This is a genomic window from Polyangium jinanense (genome assembly GCF_028435365.1).
In genome coordinates this window covers 24,284-45,208 of sequence record NZ_JAGTJJ010000078.1, presented here as the reverse complement: position 1 = coordinate 45,208, position 20,925 = coordinate 24,284, and the positions used below count along the sequence as shown (strand labels likewise).

The window sequence follows — 20,925 nt, the reverse complement described above, 5'->3', positions numbered from 1 at the left end:
TAAAGGAAGGGTCGGGCGACAAAAAACGGAACCGTTTTTTCGGCAAGGAAGGGTCGGCGGGCGGTTCAGCCTTTCAGGATCGGCGCCAGACGGGTCGGCGTGCAGTTTGGGTGGAAAGTTGCCCCGCCCGCCTGCCTTCGGTGACCAGGCTCGCATGCGTCGTCGCCCTGGGGCCCTCGTCCTCCTCGCAGTCCTTCTCGTCCTGTGTGTGCCGTCTCTCGTCCGCGCGGAGATCCGCGTCTGTGTGCGGCTCCCCGGGCACCCGAAGATGGCCCCGTGGGCCCTGTCGGGGAGCGCGACCGTGATGACCCAGAGCTGGCAGGTCTTGACGGCCAAGGCCGCCGCCCCAGCCGGTGAAGGACGAACGCCGAGAGCCGCGCACCTGTCATGCCCGGTCGTTGACGCTCCCGCCTCCCCGGTGCGCCCATCTCTCCCATGCAGGAAACAAGGTCGGCGAATACATCGACGTCCTCGAGGAGCACGGCGAGGGCGAAGGGCTAGGCCCGTAGCTCGAGCTCGTCACGCGTCAGGTCGCGGGTACGATCGGTGAGAATGGCAGAATCGTACGAGGGCCGTTCGCCAGAATGCGGTGGCATTCCTGGCGAACGGCCCAGGCAGCGGCCGCGTCACGGATTGGTGAAGATCCCAAGGGACTCGAGGAACACCTGCGCGCCGAGCCCGGTCGTGGCGCTCGCGCCGTAGATCGAGACGTAATAGGTGCCGGCATCCGTCAGGCTGCAGCGCTCGAACGACGTCGTGCCGTTGCTTCGGCAATCGTAGGAGCTCAGGGTCGGCTGCACGTCCTTCCTCACGTACAGGTCCGCGTCGCCGGCCGGGAGCCCGCCCACGGGGATCGGACGCGTGAGGAACGCGTTCAGCTCGCCGCCGATCGCGATCGTGAAGGGACCGTAGTGCACCCAGCCGCCCGAGCCGACCGACACGCCGGTCTCGGAGAGCGCCGGCATGGAGAAGTCGTACTGGAGGGACATCGAGCCGGTCGACTTCTGGCACAGGAGATCGGCGCGACCAGGCAGATGGACACGCCCGACGCTGACGTTGTTGAACTGCCCCACGAGGAGCGTCGCGTTCTTGCACCAGCCCGCGAGGGGACCGCGCGCGTCGGCCTGCGGCGCGGGGGTCGGGCCCATGTCCATCTCGTCGAAGCGCCCGTTCTTGTCGGCGAGCTCGAAGCGAATCCAGCCGTCGGACGGGTCGAAACAGGCGAGATCCTGGCGCTGATCGCCGTTGAAGTCCGCGACATGGAGCTGGCCGCCGTTGTGGCAGAAGTTGCGGACCTGGACCCAGTTCGAGCCCTCGAACTTGCCGGCCGTGTCGGCGAAGTCGATGAGCATCTCGCCGTCGGACTGATTGCAGAGCAGGTCGTCGCGGCCGTCGCCGTTGAAATCGCCGACGTAGAGCTTCTCGCTCGCTGACACGCAGAAATTGCGAGCGGTATCCGTCCATTCGTTCCCGTCGCTCAAGAAACGCCCGCTCGTGTCGGCATAGTCGACGATCATGTCGCCGTTCGACTTGTTGCAGAGCAGGTCGGCGCGGTTGTCGCTGTTGAACTTGCCGACGTAGAGCTTATCGCCCGCCGACGCGCAGAAGTTCCGTCCCCCGAGCGGCCAGTCGGAGCCCTCGAACTGGCCCTCCGCGTCGGCGAGGTCGATGAACATGTCGCCATCATCGGACTGGTTGCAGAGCAGGTCGTCGTGGAGGTCGCCGTTGAAGTCGCCGACGTAGAGCTTTTCGCTCCCCGCCAGGCAGAAGTTCCGTCCCACCAAATTCCATTCGGAGCCCCAGAACTTACCCCATATGTCGGCGTAGTCGATGAGCATCTCGCCGTCGCCCGACTGATTGCACAAGAGGTCGTCGAGGCCGTCGCCGTTGAAGTCGCCGATGTACAGGGTCTCGCCGGCGCTGATACAGTAGTTGCGCGTCAAGTGCGTCCACTGGCTCGGGGAGCCGTGAATGACCTGGTTCGCGAGGTGCTCCATGCCAGACGGACGCGTGCCGCTGTCATTGCCGCCGCGGCAGGATCTGTGCGTCATGAGGCCCCAGGGATCGAGCTCGGTGAGGTCCAGGTTTTCAACGCGCCAAGTAGCGTCTATTGTGGGCACCTTGTGACACTCGCCGGCGTCCTCCCGGTCTTCTTCGTGATGGAACCCGAGCGCATGCCCGAACTCGTGGACGGCCAGGTTTCGGATCTGCTGGTTGGGGGTCGGAACCGCGCCTGTCAGGTTATATGTCAGCCTGACGCTCGGATGGGTCTCCGTCGCCACGTTGTGCAGCGATGCGAGCCCATATTCTGCCGGCTCCACGCGGCCCGCCATCCACTTATCGAGCGTCGGCTCGTCGAAGAGCTCGACCGACAGGTAGTTGCCCGTGGCGGGGCACGTGTTCCAGCCGGTGAATTCGAGGGCCGACATGGCTTGCCAGCTCGCCTCGACCGCCTCCCGGATGATCTGCTTCTCGGTCGCGAACTCGCTGCTCGGGTTCCTCCAGCACACGGGGATGGTGTTGTTCGCCGGGGCCTCGAACCAGTACCCGTTGTAATCCTGGAGGTTCATAGCCTGGACCGCGGCTCCGACCTCGCCGTCGTCGCCGCCTCCATCCGTCCCCTCCACGGGGCCACAGCCGAGCATGAGCAGCGAGGTGATCGTATAGATGTATGTTTTTCCGATGTGCATCGATCTCTCCATCATCGCCAGTTGGCGATCAAGCAGTAAGGGGGCGCAACACGTTGCGCCGTCGAAAGGGGCTCCCCGTCGGGATCCATGCCGGGCCCGGGCGAGGCGAAAATCCCCGTGAAAATGGCGCGAGCAGCCGCGTTCTTTATCGTCGTTCACCAATACGAGCGCCAAACGTCAGGCAGAGTGGCTTGCCTTCGGTCGTCTCGTGCTTCCCGTTCTCTTTCCGCGTCGGCCGCGCGGCCGCCTCGGCACGCAGCCATCAGAAAGAGCCGGGTGGTGCGGTCTGCCTGGGGTTGTCGTTGATCTTCCTGGCAATGTCGCGCTTCTCGCGACGCGGGACTTACTCGAGCTGACGCCCATGGGACCTCGTGGGTCCCCCCCATGTCTGCGCGCGAACGTAGCATCGTTCGATATGGCCACGACGGAAGCGCACGAATCCGACGGAAATAACGTCGGAACTCCCTGGCGCCGGCTCATCGAGCTAGGAGGGTGGTGGGGATGTTCTGCGGTGCGTCATCACCGAGCGAGAAGGAAGCCGGGAACGGTCCCGGTTTCGAGCTCGGTTCGAGCAAGGCGAGGAGAGGAGAGCAACGGGCACGGCCCCAGCGGGCGGAGCGGCCTGTTATAGCTCATCATGCTGCGGGCCAAACTCGACGATGGTGAGGTTCCCGTCGATGTTGGCGATATGCTCACCGAGCTGGATGAACGCAAAGACGGTCATCCCATTTCGCTGCCTGCAAGTGGCCCCCATCCGCCCGATCTGCGGATGGATCACGGTGATGTTGCTGCACGTGGCCCCGAAATTCCCGCCCCGGCGCCATACCAGCCTGCCGTCGTCGTTCGCGAGGTACTGGTTCAGATCGATGTGGGCCCCGAAATGGACATTGCCATTCCGCATCTTGCAATTCGCCGACAGGTTCGTGTGATTGAAGATCCGGATGCTGTCGCAGGAATCCTCGAATGCGCCACGCGCATCGGCGACGCCCGCCGCGAACAGTCCGGTCAGAGCCACGGCCGCAAATGAAATGGCAAACTTTCTCGACATGGTGCTCCTTTCGGGCCGGGACCATCCCTCGCGCCCTCCCCCCGGATATGCGGCCCGACAGGCCGTCCGGCAGCGCTTGACGGCCTGCTCCACCCGCCGACCTCGCGGCCCCTTGACACCCGCGACGGGCTTTGTCTTCCTATCGCGCCATGATCTGGAGAACAGGGACCTTCGCGCTTCTCTTGGCGGCTTGCGCGTCGAGCACGCCGCCGGACAAAACGCCGGCCGAGGCAGACAACCCCGCGGCCGCGGCGCTCACGCCGGCCGAGCGGGAGGAGCTCGCGCGGCAGTTCCATCAAGACGAGGCCGAAGACGCCTACAAGTGGAAGCTGCAGACCTTCGTGCACCCGGCGATCTGCAACGAGGACCGAAAGGGCCGCACCGGGGATGCATGGATCACGATTCAGGACGGGAAGGTCGTGAAGGCGGGCATCGCGGACGGCTCCCCCGACAACGAGGTCGATCTCACCCCGCAGCTCGCCGGAAAAGCCGTGCCCCCCATACCGGCCAAGTACGAAAAACTCTTTGCGGGCGGCGAGATCGTCTACTTCTCCTGGAGCTGCATGTGATCGCCATGAAAAAACACACGTTTGCCGTCGCCCTCGCCGCCCTCGTTTTTGGCGCCGCCCTCGGGTGTAGCAACACGACGCCCCCGCCGGTCGACAGCGGCGCCGCGTCGGATCAAAAGGCCGCGCCCGCGCCCTCGTGCCCGGCAGGCACGTTCGCGAACAACGAGGGTCAGTGCCTCAAGGAATGCGCGACCGACGCCGACTGCGAGCCGAACCAGGCTTGCGAGGACGTGCGTTTCATCGAGAAAGACGGCAGCATGGGCCCGCTCATGGGCAAGGGCTGCCAGGGCCCCTAATCCAGCCGCAAGACCTCGATCGCATTCGCCCCCGCGGGCCGCGCGAGCTTCATCGACTTCCCCCGCCCGAGCAGCGCCGCGTGGAAGACCTCCGCGCCGGGCCTCTTCACGATCGTCACCGGATCCACGTAAAGAAACCCTTTTCGCATCCGCTCGACCGGCACCACGAGCGGCAATGCCACCTCGCGCGTCGTCGGATCCGGCATCGTCGTCGAGAACCTTGCACCTGCAAGGACCTTCGATCGCACGGTGAACGTCGTCCCCGGCGCGAGCGGGCCCGACGCCCGGACGAACAAGTCGAGGCGCGAACGCGCGCCCGTCCGGTACGACGCACCCACGATCTCGGGCCCGTCCTCGTACGCCGCGCCGATCGGCCGGAGCTCGCGCGTGATCTCCGCGAAGAGCGCCTCCGCCCGCGCCGCGTCGCCCTGCGTCACGGCCACGTTGTGCGCGATTCGTTTCTGTTCGAACGTCCGCGGCGGCTCCGCGGGCGGCGTCGCCTCCTGCTCCCAGTGCACACGCTGCTCCCACGTCGCATACGCGTCCGGCACGATCGTACGCACGGGCTCCGTCGCGCTCACGAACATCCACTCGAGCGCGGTCGGCTCGCGCTCCTCGAACACGTACGCGTCGATCGGCGCGAACGTCTCGCCCGGGAACACGGCCCAGAACGGGCCCACGGCCGTCACGTGAAACCGCTTCGTCACGGCCGCGAGCTGCGCCTCCGGCACGTAGCGGCTGTCCATCACGAACACGCTGGCGCGCCCCGGAAGCGGCCCCGTCGGCACCGGTGGGTTGACCTTCACCACACGCCCGCCGAGGGACCAGACCTGCGCCCACGTCGCGTGCATGCTCTCGTGCAGAAGGGCCGTGGCGTCGCGCGGGAGGCGTGAAGCGAGCCAGCGCAGAAACACGGTCTTGTCGCCGTCCGAGTCGATGAGGTTTCCCTTCTCGTTGAAGCGCCCGCCCGTCTGCCGCGCGTAGAGCACCGCAGGCGCGCCGTCGCGCAGGACGAACCCGAGCGGCACGAGCAGGATGCCCAGCGCGACGATCCCGCCCTCGAACGTGCTGTCCGCAGGCAGCCGCCGCACGCGACGCGCGAGGGCGCCGAGGCGCTCGAACGCCGGCGCGAGCGTGGCCACGAGCGCGCCCATCGCGAGCGCGAAGTACGCGCCGAACGGCTGCGGCCAGAACACGTGAATGTCGGCGCCCTGCTTGAAGACGATGTACTGGAACGTCGCCATGCCGAGCACGAGGAGCGGCGCGAGCTCGACCTCGGCGCGCGTGAGGAGCAGGCGCAGCACGCACACGACGGCCGCGATCTTCCCGAGCAGGATCGCGATCGGCGTGAACGAGAGCTCGATCCAGTACCGCCGGCTCGCGAGCACGGCCGAAAGCGGCACCGCGTTGCCCGCCGAGCGAGATCCGTAGACCGAGAGCAGATCGCCGAGTTTGCCGGCCTTCTGGAAGATCGCGAGGTAGAGGACCCCGGTGAGCACGGACAGCACGGCCCACGTGATCCAGAGCTCGGCGTACCGGCGCTCGTGGAGCGGCCCGAAGAAGCGGCGACCGCCGAGGTAGGCGCGGAAAAGCCCGAAGCCGAGCCACTGCCCCGCGAGCACGAACGCCGGCCAGTCCGAATGCAGCGCCATGAAGAGGCCTGCCGCGCTCACGACGAGGAAGCGCCTTCGCCACGTCTGGACGAGCCGCACCCAGCCGTAGATCGCGAGGAGCGACCAGAACATGAGCGGCACTTCGAGCGCGTTGAAGCTCGCGAAGGCGAGTGTGATCGGAAGGACGACGAAAGCGACGGCCGCCGCCGCGCCCGCCGCGGGTCGCCAGATCGAGCGGCCGATCGCGTAGAGCAAGGGTGGCGTCGCGGCCGAGAGGAGGATCGCGGCGAGGCGGCAGACGACGTCGTGCCGGCCCACGATCTTCATGACGAACGCCGTCACCCAGAAGATCCCCCACGGGTGGTGGCAGTAGTAGAGCTCCGGGCCGGGCCGCGCCTCGGTGTACTCCCAGACCGGGCCCGGGATCCCCCAGCGCAGCATGTTCTCCGCGATGATCCCCATGCTCGCGGTCGAGGCCCAGTGCCCGTTGAGCACGGGCCCGAGCATCTCCCACGCGGCGACGAGGAGAAACCACGCCGTGGCCACGATGACGAGCGCCCGGGCGATCCGCGCCTCGCGCGCGCTCGCCACGGGCAGCCCGTCCGAGCCTTGGGGCAAGCGGAGCGAGAGCCTCGGGATCATGCGCGCGGGAGGGTAGCGGATGGCAAGCGCAAAGGGCGTGGTAACTTGCCGCCCCCGTGCGTCTCGGAAAGCGGTTCGCGGCCGCCCTGCAGAAAAATCCCGCTGGATCCGCCCTCGCGATCGTCGCGCTGGCCGCGTCCCTCTACGTCATCGCCTACCCGTTCACGGCCGCGCGGTACGCGCCGATGACGGATCTCCCGTTCCACGCCGCGCAGACCGGCGCGCTGCGGCATTTTTTCGATCCGAGCTACCACCTGCGGGATCAGTTCGAACTGCACCCGCTCGCGGTCCCGTACATGTCCTCGTACGTGATCGGCGCGCTCTTCATGTTCCTCGTGCCCGCGCACGTGGCCGTGAAGATCGCGGCCGTGGCCATGCTCGCGCTCCTGCCCGCGGGCCTTGCCGTGCTCTTCCACGGCATGAAGAAGAGCCCGCTCCTCGGCCTCGCAGGCCTGCCGTTCGCGTGGAGCCACCTCACGCACTGGGGCTTTCTCAACTTCGTCGGCGCGCTCGGCCTCTTCGCGATGACGATCGGCGTGACGCTCCTGCTCCTCGACGCGCCCTCGCGGCGCCGGCAGATCACGCTCTCCGCCGTCCTCGTCCTGCTCTTCTTCACGCACGTCTTCCGCTTCCCGTTCGCCATCGCGGGCGTCGTCGCCGCGGCCGTCGTGATGTACCCGGCGACAGGGCGCTTCCGGCCGATCCTCGCGCCGCTCGTCCCGCCGCTCGTGCTCTTCGCCGTGTGGACGCGCGTCCGGCCGGCGGCCATCGGCGGGCCGATCGACCTCTCGCAGTTCGATACCCACCGCCTCGACGAGATCCGCCCGCTCCTGCTCGAAGGCGGCTTCCACGATCCGATCGAGGCCGCGGCGATCGTCACGAATTACCGCACCCTCGGCCTCGTCGCGCTGATCTCGCTCGTCGCGTTCGCGCTCTCGGGCCGCGCGAGCGCCTGGAACCGCCGCGCCTGGTCCTTCGTCTTGGGCAGCCACGTCCTCGCCCTCGGCTGCGCAGGCGCGTTCCTCCTTTCGTTCCTGATGCTCCCGATGCAGCAGGGCGTCTGGTGGTACGTCTACCCGCGCGAGGCCACGGCCCTCGCCTTCCTCGCGCTCGCCCTCCTGCCCGATCTCCCCCGCGCGCCCCTGCTCCGCGCCCCGCTCGTCCTCGCGCTTGCCCTCGCGCCGATCGGCCTCTCGCGCGCCATCGCCACGAACTACCGCGTCTTCGACCGGGCGACCGAGGACTTCCACCGCATCGTCGAGGACATTCCGCGCGCCCCGCGCCTCATGTATCTCGTCTTCGACCACGGGGGCTCGACCAAGAAAAACACCCCCTTCATCCATTTGCCGGCCTACGTGCAGGCGGACAAGGGCGGCTGGCTCAGCTTCCATTTCGCCGTCTTCGGCGCCTCGCCGCTCGTGTATCGGAGCCGAGCCGAGCCCTCGGCCGTCATTCCGCCGCACGTCCCCACGCGATGGGAATGGACGCCGCACAAGTTTCGGCCTCTCCAGAATGGCAGGTTTTTCGATTGGTTCCTCGTTCGTAGCCGAACTTCGCCGGACGGCATGTTTCGCGAGGATCCCTCGATTGTCCCGGTGAATCACGTGGGCACGTGGTGGCTCTACCGACGAAAATCGGGCCAGGGGCCGCTCGATCGCCGGTGAGCCGGCCGCCATCGCTTCCTTGCGTCTCTGACGCCAGGGGCTAGGCTGCGCGATCATGGCGGCAATGATGCGAAGTGCCCCGAGGGATCGCGAGGCCCGGCAGGAGCACGCGCCGGCTTCCGGGGCACGCGCCGAGCCGACCAGGTTCACGCCGGAGGAGTCGACTTCTCCGGAGCAAGGGATGTCCAACGCCGAGCAGCTTCGGACGCTCATCGAGGCCTCGCCCGATCCCATTTTCATGAAGGATGGCGAGGGCCGCTGGCTCCAGGTCAATCGCGCCGGGCTCGAAGTGTTCGGCCTCGAAGGCGTCGATTACCAGAACAAGAGCGAGGCCGAGCTCTCGGCGTTCACGCCCTTCTATCGCGAAGCCTTGCTCGTCTGCCCGGATACCGACAGCGTGGCCTGGGACGCGGGCAAGCTCTCCCGCGTCGAGGAAAACGTGCCGCGGCCCGATGGGTCGATCCGGACGTACGACGTGTACAAGGTCCCGCTCTTTTATCCGGACGGGCGGCGCCGCGGCCTCGTCGTGCTCGGCCGCGACATCACGGACAGGCGGCGCGCCGAGGAAGAGCGCGATCGGCTCCTCGAAAAAGAGCAGGCCGCCCGCGCAGCCGCCGAGCGCGCCGAGCGAAGGAGCGCCTTCCTCGCCGAGACGACGCGTATTCTCTCGGGCACGCTCGATTACGAGGATACGGCGACCCGGCTCGCGCATCTTTGTGTCCCCTTCGCCGCCGATTGGTGCGCGGTGTGGACCGTCGACGGCCAGGGCGGCGTGCACCTCGGCGCCCTCGCCCACGTCGATCCGGCGCGCGAGGCCCTCGCCAAACCCGGCTCCATCCGCGTCGAGCCCGATTTGCCCGGCGGCGTCTCCCACGTCGTCCGCTTCGGCCAGCCGCTGCTTTGCCCCGCGGTCCCCGATACCACGGACGCCCGCCTCGCCGCACTCGGGACGCGTGATCCGAGCTGCGAGGCTCTCGTGCGCGCGCTCGGCCTCTCCTCGTACGTCGCCGTGCCGCTCGTCGCGCGCGGCCGCACGCTCGGCGCGATCACCCTCGCCCGCATGCCCGGCTCCTCGCCGGCCTGCGCGGCCGACCTCACGCTCGCCGAGGACCTCGGCCACCACGCGGCGCTCGCGCTCGCGAATGCGCGCCTCTACGAGGAGTCGCAAGAGGCCATCCGCGCGCGCGACGAGTTCCTCTCGATCGCCTCGCACGAGCTACGCACGCCTTGCACCTCGCTAAGGCTCGGCATCGAGGCGCTCCTCCGGCATGCGCGCGCGGGCAAGCTCGATCGAATGCCCGCGCCGCTGATCGAGCGCCTGCTCGAGACGAGCGACCGGCAAAGCAAGCACCTGCTCCACCTCATCGACCGGCTGCTCGACGTCTCGCGCCTCGAAGCCGGGCACCTCGATCTGGAGCTCGAAGAGGTGGATCTCGCGGCCCTCACGCGCGAGGCGGCCGGCGAGCTGCGCGAGGAGATCGCGCGCACGGGCGGCTCGCTCGTCGTCGAGGCGGAGCGGCCGGTGCGGGGCATGTGGGATCGGGCGAGGCTGCGCCAGGTCGTGACGAACCTCCTCGGCAATGCGCTCAAGTACGGCGCCGGCAAGCCCGTCCGCGTGCGGGCCACGGGCGACGATACGCAGGCGTGGCTCTGCGTCGAGGACCGCGGAATCGGCATCCCCGAGGACCGGCAGGCGCACATCTTCGACCGATTCGAGCGCGCGGTCTCGTCCCGCCATTACGGCGGCCTCGGCCTCGGCCTTTACATCGTACGCCAGATCGTCGAGGCCCACGGCGGCGCCATCTCGCTCGCAAGCCTGCCCGGCGAGGGCTCGACCTTCACCGTCACGCTCCCGAAGAGCCGCGCCGCCGTGACCGCGCGCGCCTCCTGACGGCGCCGCCTCGCTGGGGCTTTGCCCCAGACCCCAGCAGGGGCTGTCCGCCCCTGCACCCGGACCAGCGCAAGCGCTGGACTCGGGGTCGATGAACTGCGCGATGCGCAGTTCATCGAACAGGCCGGGTCAAGACCAGCGACGACCTTGCCCACCAAGACAGCGCTGACGCTTCTGCTGGCAAGACCCGTCGCCAGGTTGAAACGCGCCTTCGAGGTCTTGCCACCGGCCTGTGGGAAGAACTGCGCATCGCGCAGTTCTTCCCCCTGAGGTCCAGGGCTGGCCCTGGTTCGGGTCGAGGGGCGAAGAGCCCCCGCCGGGTCCGGGGCAGCGCCCCGGGTCTACGCCCCGCCCGCCGTCTCGCCCCCGCTCTCCACGTCGTGAGTGCGCGAGAGCACGCATTATGGCCGCGTGATCGTCGAGTGGTTCGGTTCGTGGCGCGGGCGGTGGTTGGCACGTGGCGCGCGTCGCGCATCGCTACGCGAGCGCGCCGCACGGGATGGACGAGGGCGCGGCATCGTTGCCCGTCGCGCGGCCATGGCGCGGACACGCGTCACGCCACGTTTCCGCGCCCTCCGCCACGACGTGGACGTGCCTCGCGTCACGTTTCCGCACCCTCCGCCACGACGTGGACGCGCCTCGCGTCACGTTTCCGCGCCCTCCGCCACGACGTGGACGCGCCTCGCGCCACGTTTCCGCGCCCTCCGCCACGACGTGGACGTGCCTCGCGTCACGTTTCCGCGCCCTCCGCCACGACGTGGACGCGCCTCGCGTAGCGATGCGCGCCGCGCGCCACGCGCTGGAGGCGACCGATGGCAGCAAGCCCCTAGAGCATCGACCGGTTCGATGCTCGGAAGATCGCGAAGCGATCTTCCCTCGGGGGGTGAATCGGCCGGGCTTTGCCCGGACGAGAGGGGGACGCGAGGCGTCCCCCTCGGGACAAAAGAGCTAGGACATCGAGCGGTTGCAAACCGATCGATGTCCTAGTGTGCGGTGAGGACCTGGTAGGAGGGGGACAGCTTCTCGTCTCCGCCATATCCGAAGTTGCAGTTTTCTCCCACGACCTTTCCGGGTTGCCAGCCGCGGTATTGCGCCCGGCAAATGTACAAACTGGGACGACCGGACTCGTAACCGCCCGACACAGCCCCTGGCGGGATCCACCCGTTGCTCGCGTCGACCCACTGCACGCGCCCCGGATCGCCCACGAGGACCTCGTACGCATTGAGGAGAACTTCTCGCCCTCCCCAGCCGATGTTGCAGTTCTGTCCCACGATCTTTCCCGGGTGCAGCCCTCCCTCGTACCACCCGTGGCAGATGTACAAAACGCGCCCAGGCTCCGAGCCGCCGGGAATCGCACCCGCAGGCACGTAACCGTTCATCCCGAAGACCCAAGAGAATCCCTCCGGCTGCGCGATCGCCGAACGAAGCCAAAGCCCCGAGGCACCGAGCCCTGCGAGAAGAGCCAACCCACCCACGAGCTTGCGTTGCATCCAGATCGGCATTCTCCACCTCCAAGGCGAAGGCATGCAACGCCCGAGCCGCGCGAACGAGTACGGCCGCATCCTCTGCGTGGGCGGCGGAATCTCGGAATTTCTCGCTCGAGGTGATATTCTAACGCCGCATTCGAAGCGGATGCACGTGCACCGGGCTCCGCTCGAGCGCGCATCCGGGCACGTCGCGGCTGCATTTCGCCTTCACCCGCGGGATCACGTCCGCGGGCCGCACCTTCTGCCACGCCTCCCACGCCGCCGAAACCTCGGCCTCGGGCGCCGACAGCGCCGCGAGCGAGAGCGCCTGCACGCGCAAAAGATCGTGATCCCGCGGCTGCACCACGAGCCCTCGCCGCGCCGCCCAAAGCGCGCCCCGCGCATCGGCCGCGCTCCCCCGCGCGACGGCGAGCATCACCCATGCCGCGTCATCGCCCGGCGCGCGCTCGGCCGCCTCGGCGAGCGGCGGCGCCGCCTTCTCGAATCGCCATACCTGCGAGAGCGCCTCGCCGCGCAGATACGGAATCGCCGGGTGATCCGGCGCGAGTGGCGCGAGCTTGTCGAGCCAACCCATGGCCTCGTCCACGCGCCCTTGCCGACTCGCGAGCAAGGCGAGCGCCGCCATCACCACCGCCTTTGGCCGCGCCTCCCCCGTGGCCTCGGCCTCCGCAAGCGCCGCGACCAGGCTCGGCCCGGCCTCGTCGCGCCGCTCCTGGAGCGCCCCGATCATCCCAAGCCCGTGATCGTAGAGCCTTCGCCACGTCGGCTTGCCCGGTTTCTCCGGCTTCCGCCCGGCCGATCCCGGACCGATCCATACCTCGGTCTCGGCCACCTTCGTCACGGGCTCGGGCGTGCAGCCGTCGAGATCGAATCCCGCGGCGCGGAACGCCTTCCCGCGCTCGCTCTTCGACGCCTCGCACGCCGCGTGAAACACCGGCAGGCTCCGCGTCCGGTGCCGCAATCGCGCAATCACCCGGAGCGGGAACGCCACGCCGACGGGCGTTTCGAGCCCGTATTCGACGACCTGTGCGCCCCGCGGCGGGATCGTGTGATTGAAGACCGGCGCCCGAAATTGCTCCGTCTGCCGTTCGAGCCGCGGTTTTCCATCGTCGCCGACCTGCAATGCGCGCAGCCGATGCGCCGTCGGATCGTCGCCCGTCGCCTCGTGCTCGAGCCCCGCCTCGGCCACGAGCGCGCCGTTCGCGTCCCGCACCTCGACCTCGACCCACGCATCCGCCGCGTCCATCGTCCCGCCGGGGAACCTGTGCCCGACGCGTTCATTGCGCAGCGCCACGGCGAGCACGACCCGCTCGCCCGCGGCCATGGGCGCCCCGTCCGCGGGCAGCGTCCGATGCCCATCCGCGCCGATGACGGCGGCGATATCGATGGAGACGGATCCTTCGAGGAAAGCGCGTGTCTTCGCGAGGACGTCCGGATCCTTCCGGATGGCCGCGAGCCACGTATGCCCACCGAGAAATGCGTGCGATGCGATCTTCCCGTCCTTCGCCGCGGGATCTCCCCGGTCGGCGCGGATCCGCGGCATATGGCAGCCCCGGCAATCCTGCTCGGGCACTTCCTCGTCGAGGGCGTGCACGCGCGAGCCGGCAAACACCGATTGTTGCCACGGCGTCATGTCGTCCTGCCCGATGAGGTGATGCGCGTTCCCGGTCCCCTCGTTCAAGAAGGCCCGATGGCAGCTCGCGCAGAGCGCGGTCGTCCGGAGCGCGGGGCTCGCGGCGCGGGCTTTATGCGCGGCGATGCTCCTCGGGTCGCCCTTCGTGGGCAGGGGGAACGGCTCGGCGGTGAGCGTATAACTCCCGTTTCCATCGATGCGCGCCTCCTCGATGCCGTGGCACGTGCGGCACCCGATCCCGGCGTGGGCGCGGGTATCCGAGGGCTCGATGGCCTTGTCCATGCCGCCGTCGACGAGGAGGGAGATGTCGTGACAACCGCCGCAGAACTTGCTCTTCGCGTGGTCGACGTCGGCGCGGAACCGATCGACGGCGGCCCGGTAAACCGGGTTGTTGAACGAAGCGAACGCATGCGCGCTGCCGCGGAAGGCAGCGGCGACGTCGGCGTGGCACCCCTCGCACTCGCTGCCATCCGCCATCTCCTTGCCGCGGTGTTTTCCTTTCAGGACGGTCTCGGCCGGGGCGAGCTCGAGCTTGGATTGAGGCAAGGTGGCGAAGATGCGGGCGCGGGTGGGATCGTCCGCGGGAGCTGCGGTCTTCGGGGGCGGATCGGGAGTGCCGCTGGAAGGAGCGCAGGAAATCGCCAGGACGAGCGATGAGAGGAGGACGGTGCCGAGGAGGGCGCTCTGCCTGCGCATGGAAGGCATGCTCGCCGAGCTTTCGCGCGGGGGCAAGAGAGCAGGAGGCCCGAGCATGCTGCTGCTTCGGAGGACAGCACGACCCTTGCCCCGAATCGGGATTGCGCGCCGGACGCACGACCGATTATACTACGGGAATGCAACGTTCTTATGCCCTTCAGCTCGCCACCGTCATTTTCGTGCTCGCCTCTGGCTGCGGACAAGGCAGCGGGACATCGACCGGCGGATCGGGCGCAAGCTCGAGCGCGACCGGTACGGGACAAGGTGGTGCCGGACAAGGCGGCGCCGGACAAGGCGGCGACAACGTCGGGGGAGCTTTCGTCGGAAGTGGGGGCGCGGGGAATGGCACGGGGGGTGGCGGCGGCGGGACCGAGGTTTGCGACGGCATCGACAACGACAACGACGGGACGATCGACAACGTCGACGTGGGCAACGACGGCATCTGCGATTGTCTGCGCATCGCGACGCTCGGGCTGGCCGGCGTCTGGGGCAATGGGGACGTGTTCGCCTCGTGGCTCGACGCCCGAAGCGACAACGGGGCCGTCTCCCTGAACGACCAGGTGCTCACGAAGGACCTGCTCGACAAATATCAGGTCATCGTGGCGCAGAATCTGAGCGAGCTCGGCCGGACGTATTCGGCCGCCGAGGTCGAGGCCTTGAGCGAGTGGGTCAAGGCGGGGGGCGGCTTCATGACGCTCATCGGGTATGCCGACCCCACCGAGCGGACGAACGTGAATACGTTGCTCGGAGCCTTCGCCATGAGCTATGGCGCGCAGCAAATTCTCCCGAAGAACGGGGAAGCGACCATCCCCGTCACGAACTGGGTGACCCATCCCGTGACGAACGGCGTGACGAGGATCGGCGTCGACAATGGGTATCCGGTCGAGGGGACGGGGCAGACGCTCGCCACGGAACAAGGGTACGACCTGCTCAAGGCCCAGGAAGTGGGCAGCGGTCACGTGCTCATGTGGGGCGACGAATGGATCACGTACGACAGTGAATGGACGGAGCACCCGGAATACCAACTCGAGCTGTTCTGGCTGAATGCGATCAAGTGGTTGACGCCCGCGAAGAACTGTCAAGTGACCATTCCAACGCCGAACTGACGTCGGCCCTTCGGCGTCCTCGTTCTCCCGCAGTCGCCTCGTCTGCTCCGATGCCTGCCAAGCGAGCGGAATCGTCCTCCCCAACGTCGCGCAGAGCAGCGACCTGAACCGTCCCGCTATCGCCAGCAAGCGCATCCGCGCCCCAGAAGCGGGCAAATCGGCGATACGACAACGACCGACGTGCTACGACATACCGTACCGGTCATGTCGAAGCGACCCCAAAACCTCCGTACGAGACCCGAGCGGCCTGCGGCGCTCGAGCGCTGGTCTCCGGTGGTCCGGATGGGTCCCGGCGAGGAAACGGGCGGGCTGACCGTGTTCTTCGCACGGCAGCGATCGTCCTTTCGCTGTCGCGCGGACGACAACCGTGTTCCTGGATAGCTGGAGCAGCAGTTCATTGCGAGGGGGAGAGGGGATGGGCACGAAGGGCGACACCGAATCTTGCAGCCGGCTCGTCTCATCCTACCAGAGAGCGTCGATGGCACTCGGGGGGGTCGTGCTCGTGATCGCGGTGCTCGTGATGATGGGCTGGGCCTTCGATGTGGAGGTGCTGAAGCGCATGGTGATGCGCTACCCGGCGATGAAGGTGAACACGGCAGCTTCCTTCGCGTCGATGGGGCTCGCCCTCCTCGTGCTTCACGCCGAGGAAACGGCCAAGGTTCGCTCGAAAGAGAGATACATTCTCCTCTTGCTCTGCGGAGGCCTCGTGACGTGCCTGGGCGCCGCGACGCTCGCCGAGTACCTGGGGGGGCTCGATCTTCGTATCGACGAGGCGCTCGTCGCCGATCGGGAATCCACCTCATTTCAGACCCCGCCGGGGCGAATGGCGCCGATCACGGCTCTGAAATTCATGTCGCTGGGCCTTTCGCTCATCGCCATGCAGCTCTCCAAGCGCCGGAGTTGGATGTGGCAAGTCCCCATTCTCCTCTGCCTGTTCCTCTCCATGCTGGGTCTCTTGAGATTTCTTTACGACGCCCGCGTCATGGCCGCGGTTTTCTACCACTCCAGCGTGGCGATCCACACCGAAGTTGCGTTCACGCTGCTCTCGCTCGGCCTGCTTTTCGCTCGACCTCACGTCGGTGTCATGTCCGTTTTCGTGAGCGACAAGTCCGGTGGCCTCTTGGCAAAACGACTTTTGCCAGCGTCCATCCTGACGCTGGTGATGCTGGGCCTCCTCGTTCAGCTCGGGGGGACCCGCCAGTTCTTCGATCTGAGCTTCTCGCTCGCGGTCGTCGTCGCATTCGGAACGACGATCCTGTCCGCCATCATATGGCGGACCTCGGAGAAGCTCAATCGACTGGACGATGCGCGGGAGAAGGCCGCCTATCACCTGAAGCTCATGATCGACCACGCCTCCGGAGCCGTCGCGATGTTCGATCGCGACATGAAGTACCTCTGGGTGAGCCGTCGATGGATCTCCGACTTTCGCCTGGAGAAGGTGGAATGCGTCGGCAAGACTCATTACGAGGTCTTCCCCGAGGTACCAGAACGCTGGAAAGAGGTGCACCGTCGCTGTCTCGCCGGCGCGGTCGAGCGCTGCGAAGAGGATCGTTTCGAGCGAGCCAATGGCACCATCACATGGATTCGGTGGGAGGTTCGTCCCTGGCACGAGGACGGCGACGCGATCGGCGGAATTCTGATGTTCGTCGAGGACATCACGCAGAGAAAGCTCGCGGAAGAGGCGCTGAAAGAGGCCAACGCGGAGCTCGAGAGGCGGGTCGAGCAGCGCACACAGCAGGTGGCTCTTCAAGCGGAGATCCTGCACAACATGGCCGAAGGAGCGTGCCTCGTGAAGGCCTCCGATGGGTCGATCGTTCACGCCAATCCTAAGTTCGAAGCCATGTTCGGATATGCCCCCGGAGAGCTCATCGGGAGGCACGTCTCGATCCTGAATTCCGAAGACGTCCCCGGAGGCTCGCAGGAGGTCGCGCGCCGGCTCGTGTCGACCATTCTCGCGCAAAACGTCGGGACCTACGAGATCCAGAACGTTCGGAAGGACGGAACGCCGTTCTGGTGTCGGGCCACGGCGTCGCAGTTCTGCCACCCCGAGCACGGGCTCGTCCTCGTCGCGGTGTACGAGGACATCACTGCAAAGAGAACGAGCGAGGAGGCTCTCCGGCGCAGCGAGCAGAGGTATCGCGATCTCGTCGAGCTCGCGGCCGACGGGATCTTCGTCACCGACACGGAGGGGCGCTGCATCGACGTGAATGGCGCAGGATGCGGGATGCTTGGTTTTTCCAGGGACGAGCTCGTCGGGACAGCGCTCCTCGACATGATTCCACCCGACGCCACGTCGCGTTTCGAGGCGGCCACGAGGCGCCTCTCCGAGCCTGGAACCGTCGACGTCGCCGAATGGGACCTGCGGAAGAAGGACGGTCATTACCTGCCGGTCGAGATCAGCGCCAAATTCTGCCCGGACGGGAGGCTCTTGAGCTTCGTTCGCGACATCAGCGCGCGAAAACGGGCGGAGCGCGCGCGTGAGGTCGCCGAGAGGCGCTATCGAAGCCTCGTGGAGAGCGCGCACGACGGGATCGTGGTGGTCGATGCCCGGGGGCGCATCAAGCTCGTGAACAAGCAAATCGAATCTCTGTTCGGCTACGAGCCTGAAGAGGTGATCGAGCAGCCGGTGGAGATGTTGCTCCCCGAGCGGTGCAGGGGACGGCACGTCGGTCACAGGACCGAATACGTCACGGATCCTCACGCTCGTCCGATGGGCGCGGGCCTCGATCTTTACGCGGCACGAAGAGACGGGAGCGAGTTTCCCATCGACGTTTCCCTGAGCCCGGGGATCGTCGACGGCGAGCTGCAGGTCACCGCGATCATCCGCGACGTCACGGCGCGAAAGAACATCGAAACACAGCTCCGTGAGGCGATTCGAACGCGGGAAGACGTCGTGGCCATCGTGTCGCACGATCTGAAAAACCCGCTCGCGGCCATCCTCATGAACGCGCGTTTGCTGAAGAAACTTCGCACCATCGATCCGGAGGTAAAGGCTCGGTTGTCGAAGATAGCGGACAGCGTCGACCGCTCGGCCATGGTCATGCAACGGTTGATCATGAGCATTCTGGATTTTGCCAAGATCCAGTCGGGGACCTTCACCGTCGAGCCCGACGTCCATGATGTTCGGGCGATCATCGACATCTGTTGCGAATCCATCGAGGCCCTCAGCGCGGCGAGGTCGATTCACGTCGTGCAGGAGCTCGAGCCCGACCTCCCGCGAATCCTCGCGGATCACGATCGGATCATGCAGGTCCTCTCGAATCTCTTGGGCAATGCGATCAAGTTCACGCCGGAAGGGGGGATCGTCACGGTCCACGCCCGTCATTCGGGGCGCAACATCGAAGTCTGCGTTTCGGATACCGGCCCTGGCATCCCCGAGGCGCAGATGCCCCACCTCTTCGAGCGTTACTGGCAGGCCAAGGAGACCGCGAGGCTCGGGTCAGGGTTGGGTCTGGCGATCGCCAAGGGGATCGTCGAGGCGCATGGCGGGAGGATCTGGGTCGAGAGCAAACCTGGACATGGCAGCGCGTTCCATTTCACCGTGCCGACGGCCGAGTCTGCAAGATGGAGCGCCAGCGCTTGAACCGGGGCCCCGCCAGTCTACTCTCCCGTCATGCGCGAGCCCGACAACGTGGTGAGCACCTCCCCGCTCTACACCCAATTCTTCGGCTGGAGACGCTGGGCCGTCGGCACCGCCGTCGTCTTCGGCGTCATGGTCCTCCAGATCCTCCCCTCCGCCGTCAGCCGCCAGCCCGAAAGCGACATCGCCCTCCGCATTACATTCCTCCTCGTCACCATCCCTCTCCTCATGTTTGCCCTCTCCGCCAGCTTCCATTGGGCCACGCGGAGACGACTTGCCTCGGGGCGAACCCTCCTCGTCAGCCTCCTCGTCGCCGCCGTCGTCGGCGCGACGTCCACCTTGGCCATCGTCTACGTGGCCCTGAGCTTCCCGAGCCTCGGCATGCAGCCCGAGCGCAGGGCCCCCTACAGCATCCTCGCGGCCTTTGGTGTTGTCTATGGCCTCATCATGTGCGCCGTCTGGGCCCTCGCGTTCGTGTATCCCTTCGCGGCCGAGGATGCGCGCCTCCGTGCCCTCGAAACCGAAAAGCTCAAGCTCGAAGCCGAAAAGCTCCGCGCGGCCGCCGAGCTCGCGCATCTGCGCGCCCAGCTCGAGCCCCATTTCCTCCTGAACACCCTCAACGCCATCGCCGGCCTCGTCACGCAGGATCCCCGCGAAGCTCGCCGCCTCCTCGCTTGCCTCGGGGATCTCCTCCGCGACGCACTCCACGACGCCGACGAGATGCAGACGCTCGACGAGGAGATCGCGTGGCTCCGCCGTTATGCCGACATCCTCGAATCGCGCCACGCCGGATCCCTCCGCTTCCAGTGGGAGATCGAGAGCCCCGCCGAGAACGCCCTCCTCCCGCGACTCCTCCTCCAGCCGCTCGTCGAGAATGCCGTCAAGCATGGAGCCCTGCGGAGGCGCGGCGGCGGCGGAACCGTGCTCGTTCGCGCCGTCGTGACCCCCGCCGAAAACGAAGCCGCCGCGCGCCTCGTCTGCACGATCGAGGACAACGGCCCCGGAATCCCCCAGGCGCCCCCACGCTCCGGCGCGTTCGGCCTGCGCTCGGTCCGGAGGCGCCTCGAGCTCAAATACGAGGGCGCCGCCCTGCGGCTCGAATCCTCCCCCGAGGGGACCCGATCCATCGTCGAGCTCCCGTGTTTTCTGGCGGAAAAGCAGCCCCGGCCCGCGACCTACGTCGAGGTGACGTGATGAAATGATCTCCCCGGCCGGTATCTCGGCCGCCGCACCACCCTCGCCTCGTCGTCCCCAGAGCGCCTCTCGTCGGCCGGATTCCACGGCTCGTCGGATGAGCGTCGCTGGGGTCGCGCCCACCTCCATTCTTGGGACGAGCTTCCTTTCCACATCCCGGAACGAATGGCCCGATGGAGGGTTCCCATGACTCGACTTCGATTTGCGCAAATCGCGTCCGCGCTGCTCGGCTTCTTCGCGCTCTTGCCCGCGGCTTCGGCTCGTGACAAGGGCCATCGGTTCGTCGCGACGGTCCACGGCGGCGCCGGGACCGAGGCCGGGGTCGGCGGCACGCTGGAACTCCGGGTCCTCGACGCCATCTGCCTGGGCGGCACGTTCGATTACGGCGTCAACTACGCAGGCACCTTCGGCACGTATCGGTACCTCGGACCGGCGGTGCACGGGAGCTGGTCCATCAAGTTCGCGGACATCTTCGAGCTCCGGCCTTTCTTCGGCGCGCGTTTCCCGCTCGATCTCCAGACCGTCAACGTGCCCGATTACAAGATCGTCGACAACCACGACGTCGCGTTCACCACCGGGCTCCGCACCGCATTCATCCTCGATTTCTTCGTGATTGGCTTGCAGGTCGATTTCACACCCCACGGGGTCACCTGGCAGCACATCTCGACGGGACAGCGGCTGGAAGAGGATGAATACTTCTTCCGCGGCTCGTTCGTCCTCGGCGTCGCGCTCGGGCCGGACAAGAAGGAAGGGGAGGGCTCGCGACAGAGCGCGCGGACGAAGCGAAGCCGGTTCTGGACGGCGTTTTAGCTGCCG

The 20,925-nt window shown here is 67.2% G+C and carries 13 protein-coding genes; 8 read left to right on the top strand and 5 right to left on the bottom strand.

The window, feature by feature from the left end; translation table 11 throughout:
• Window positions 1–626 precede the first annotated feature (626 nt).
• Both KEG57_RS49765 and KEG57_RS49760 read right to left on the bottom strand, forming a co-directional pair.
• The gene (locus KEG57_RS49765) at window positions 627–2,690 is read right to left on the bottom strand and encodes an FG-GAP-like repeat-containing protein (protein WP_272429056.1); all 2,064 of its coding nucleotides are present in this window, start codon (window positions 2,688–2,690) and stop codon (window positions 627–629) included.
• Between the two features lie 625 nt (window positions 2,691–3,315).
• Window positions 3,316–3,738: a mannose-binding lectin gene (locus KEG57_RS49760; protein WP_272429055.1), complete on the bottom strand. Its 423-nt coding sequence runs from the start codon at window positions 3,736–3,738 to the stop codon at window positions 3,316–3,318.
• A 149-nt stretch (window positions 3,739–3,887) separates the two neighbouring features.
• Between KEG57_RS49760 and KEG57_RS49755 the strand changes: the two genes are divergently transcribed.
• Complete coding sequence (locus tag KEG57_RS49755; RefSeq protein WP_272429053.1) at window positions 3,888–4,307, top strand: hypothetical protein; 420 nt, start codon at window positions 3,888–3,890, stop codon at window positions 4,305–4,307.
• 5 nt (window positions 4,308–4,312) lie between these two features.
• On the top strand, window positions 4,313–4,603 hold the full coding sequence (locus KEG57_RS49750; RefSeq protein WP_272429051.1) for a hypothetical protein: 291 nt from the start codon (window positions 4,313–4,315) through the stop codon (window positions 4,601–4,603).
• On the opposite strand, the gene KEG57_RS49745 is transcribed toward KEG57_RS49750, so the two are convergent.
• Window positions 4,600–6,858: an ArnT family glycosyltransferase gene (locus KEG57_RS49745; RefSeq protein ID WP_272459852.1), complete on the bottom strand. Its 2,259-nt coding sequence runs from the start codon at window positions 6,856–6,858 to the stop codon at window positions 4,600–4,602. The two genes, KEG57_RS49750 and KEG57_RS49745, sit on opposite strands and share 4 nt — an antisense overlap.
• Window positions 6,859–6,914: 56 nt before the next feature.
• On the opposite strand from KEG57_RS49745, the gene KEG57_RS49740 reads away from it, so the two are divergent.
• A complete protein-coding gene (locus KEG57_RS49740; RefSeq protein WP_272459851.1) occupies window positions 6,915–8,522 on the top strand; it encodes a hypothetical protein in 1,608 nt (535 codons plus the stop codon).
• A gap of 181 nt (window positions 8,523–8,703) precedes the next feature.
• The gene (locus KEG57_RS49735; protein WP_272429046.1) at window positions 8,704–10,413 is read left to right on the top strand and encodes an ATP-binding protein; all 1,710 of its coding nucleotides are present in this window, start codon (window positions 8,704–8,706) and stop codon (window positions 10,411–10,413) included.
• 983 nt (window positions 10,414–11,396) lie between these two features.
• On the opposite strand, the gene KEG57_RS49730 is transcribed toward KEG57_RS49735, so the two are convergent.
• Together KEG57_RS49730 and KEG57_RS49725 are read right to left on the bottom strand one after the other, a co-directional pair.
• Window positions 11,397–11,903, bottom strand: coding sequence for a DUF3421 domain-containing protein (locus KEG57_RS49730; RefSeq protein WP_272428385.1), 507 nt, complete (start codon window positions 11,901–11,903; stop codon window positions 11,397–11,399).
• A 121-nt stretch (window positions 11,904–12,024) separates the two neighbouring features.
• Complete coding sequence (locus KEG57_RS49725) at window positions 12,025–14,229, bottom strand: multiheme c-type cytochrome (protein WP_272459850.1); 2,205 nt, start codon at window positions 14,227–14,229, stop codon at window positions 12,025–12,027.
• Between the two features lie 137 nt (window positions 14,230–14,366).
• Between KEG57_RS49725 and KEG57_RS49720 the strand changes: the two genes are divergently transcribed.
• The 4 genes from KEG57_RS49720 to KEG57_RS49705 all read left to right on the top strand — a co-directional run bounded on the left by KEG57_RS49720 (window position 14,367) and on the right by KEG57_RS49705 (window position 20,919).
• Window positions 14,367–15,335: a ThuA domain-containing protein gene (locus KEG57_RS49720; protein ID WP_272459849.1), complete on the top strand. Its 969-nt coding sequence runs from the start codon at window positions 14,367–14,369 to the stop codon at window positions 15,333–15,335.
• 478 nt (window positions 15,336–15,813) lie between these two features.
• Window positions 15,814–18,918 (top strand): PAS domain S-box protein, encoded by a 3,105-nt coding sequence (locus KEG57_RS49715; protein ID WP_272428388.1) that lies wholly within the window; start codon window positions 15,814–15,816, stop codon window positions 18,916–18,918.
• Between the two features lie 30 nt (window positions 18,919–18,948).
• A complete protein-coding gene (locus KEG57_RS49710; protein WP_272459848.1) occupies window positions 18,949–20,109 on the top strand; it encodes a sensor histidine kinase in 1,161 nt (386 codons plus the stop codon).
• 186 nt (window positions 20,110–20,295) lie between these two features.
• The gene (locus tag KEG57_RS49705; RefSeq protein WP_272459847.1) at window positions 20,296–20,919 is read left to right on the top strand and encodes a hypothetical protein; all 624 of its coding nucleotides are present in this window, start codon (window positions 20,296–20,298) and stop codon (window positions 20,917–20,919) included.
• Window positions 20,920–20,925: the final 6 nt, after the last annotated feature.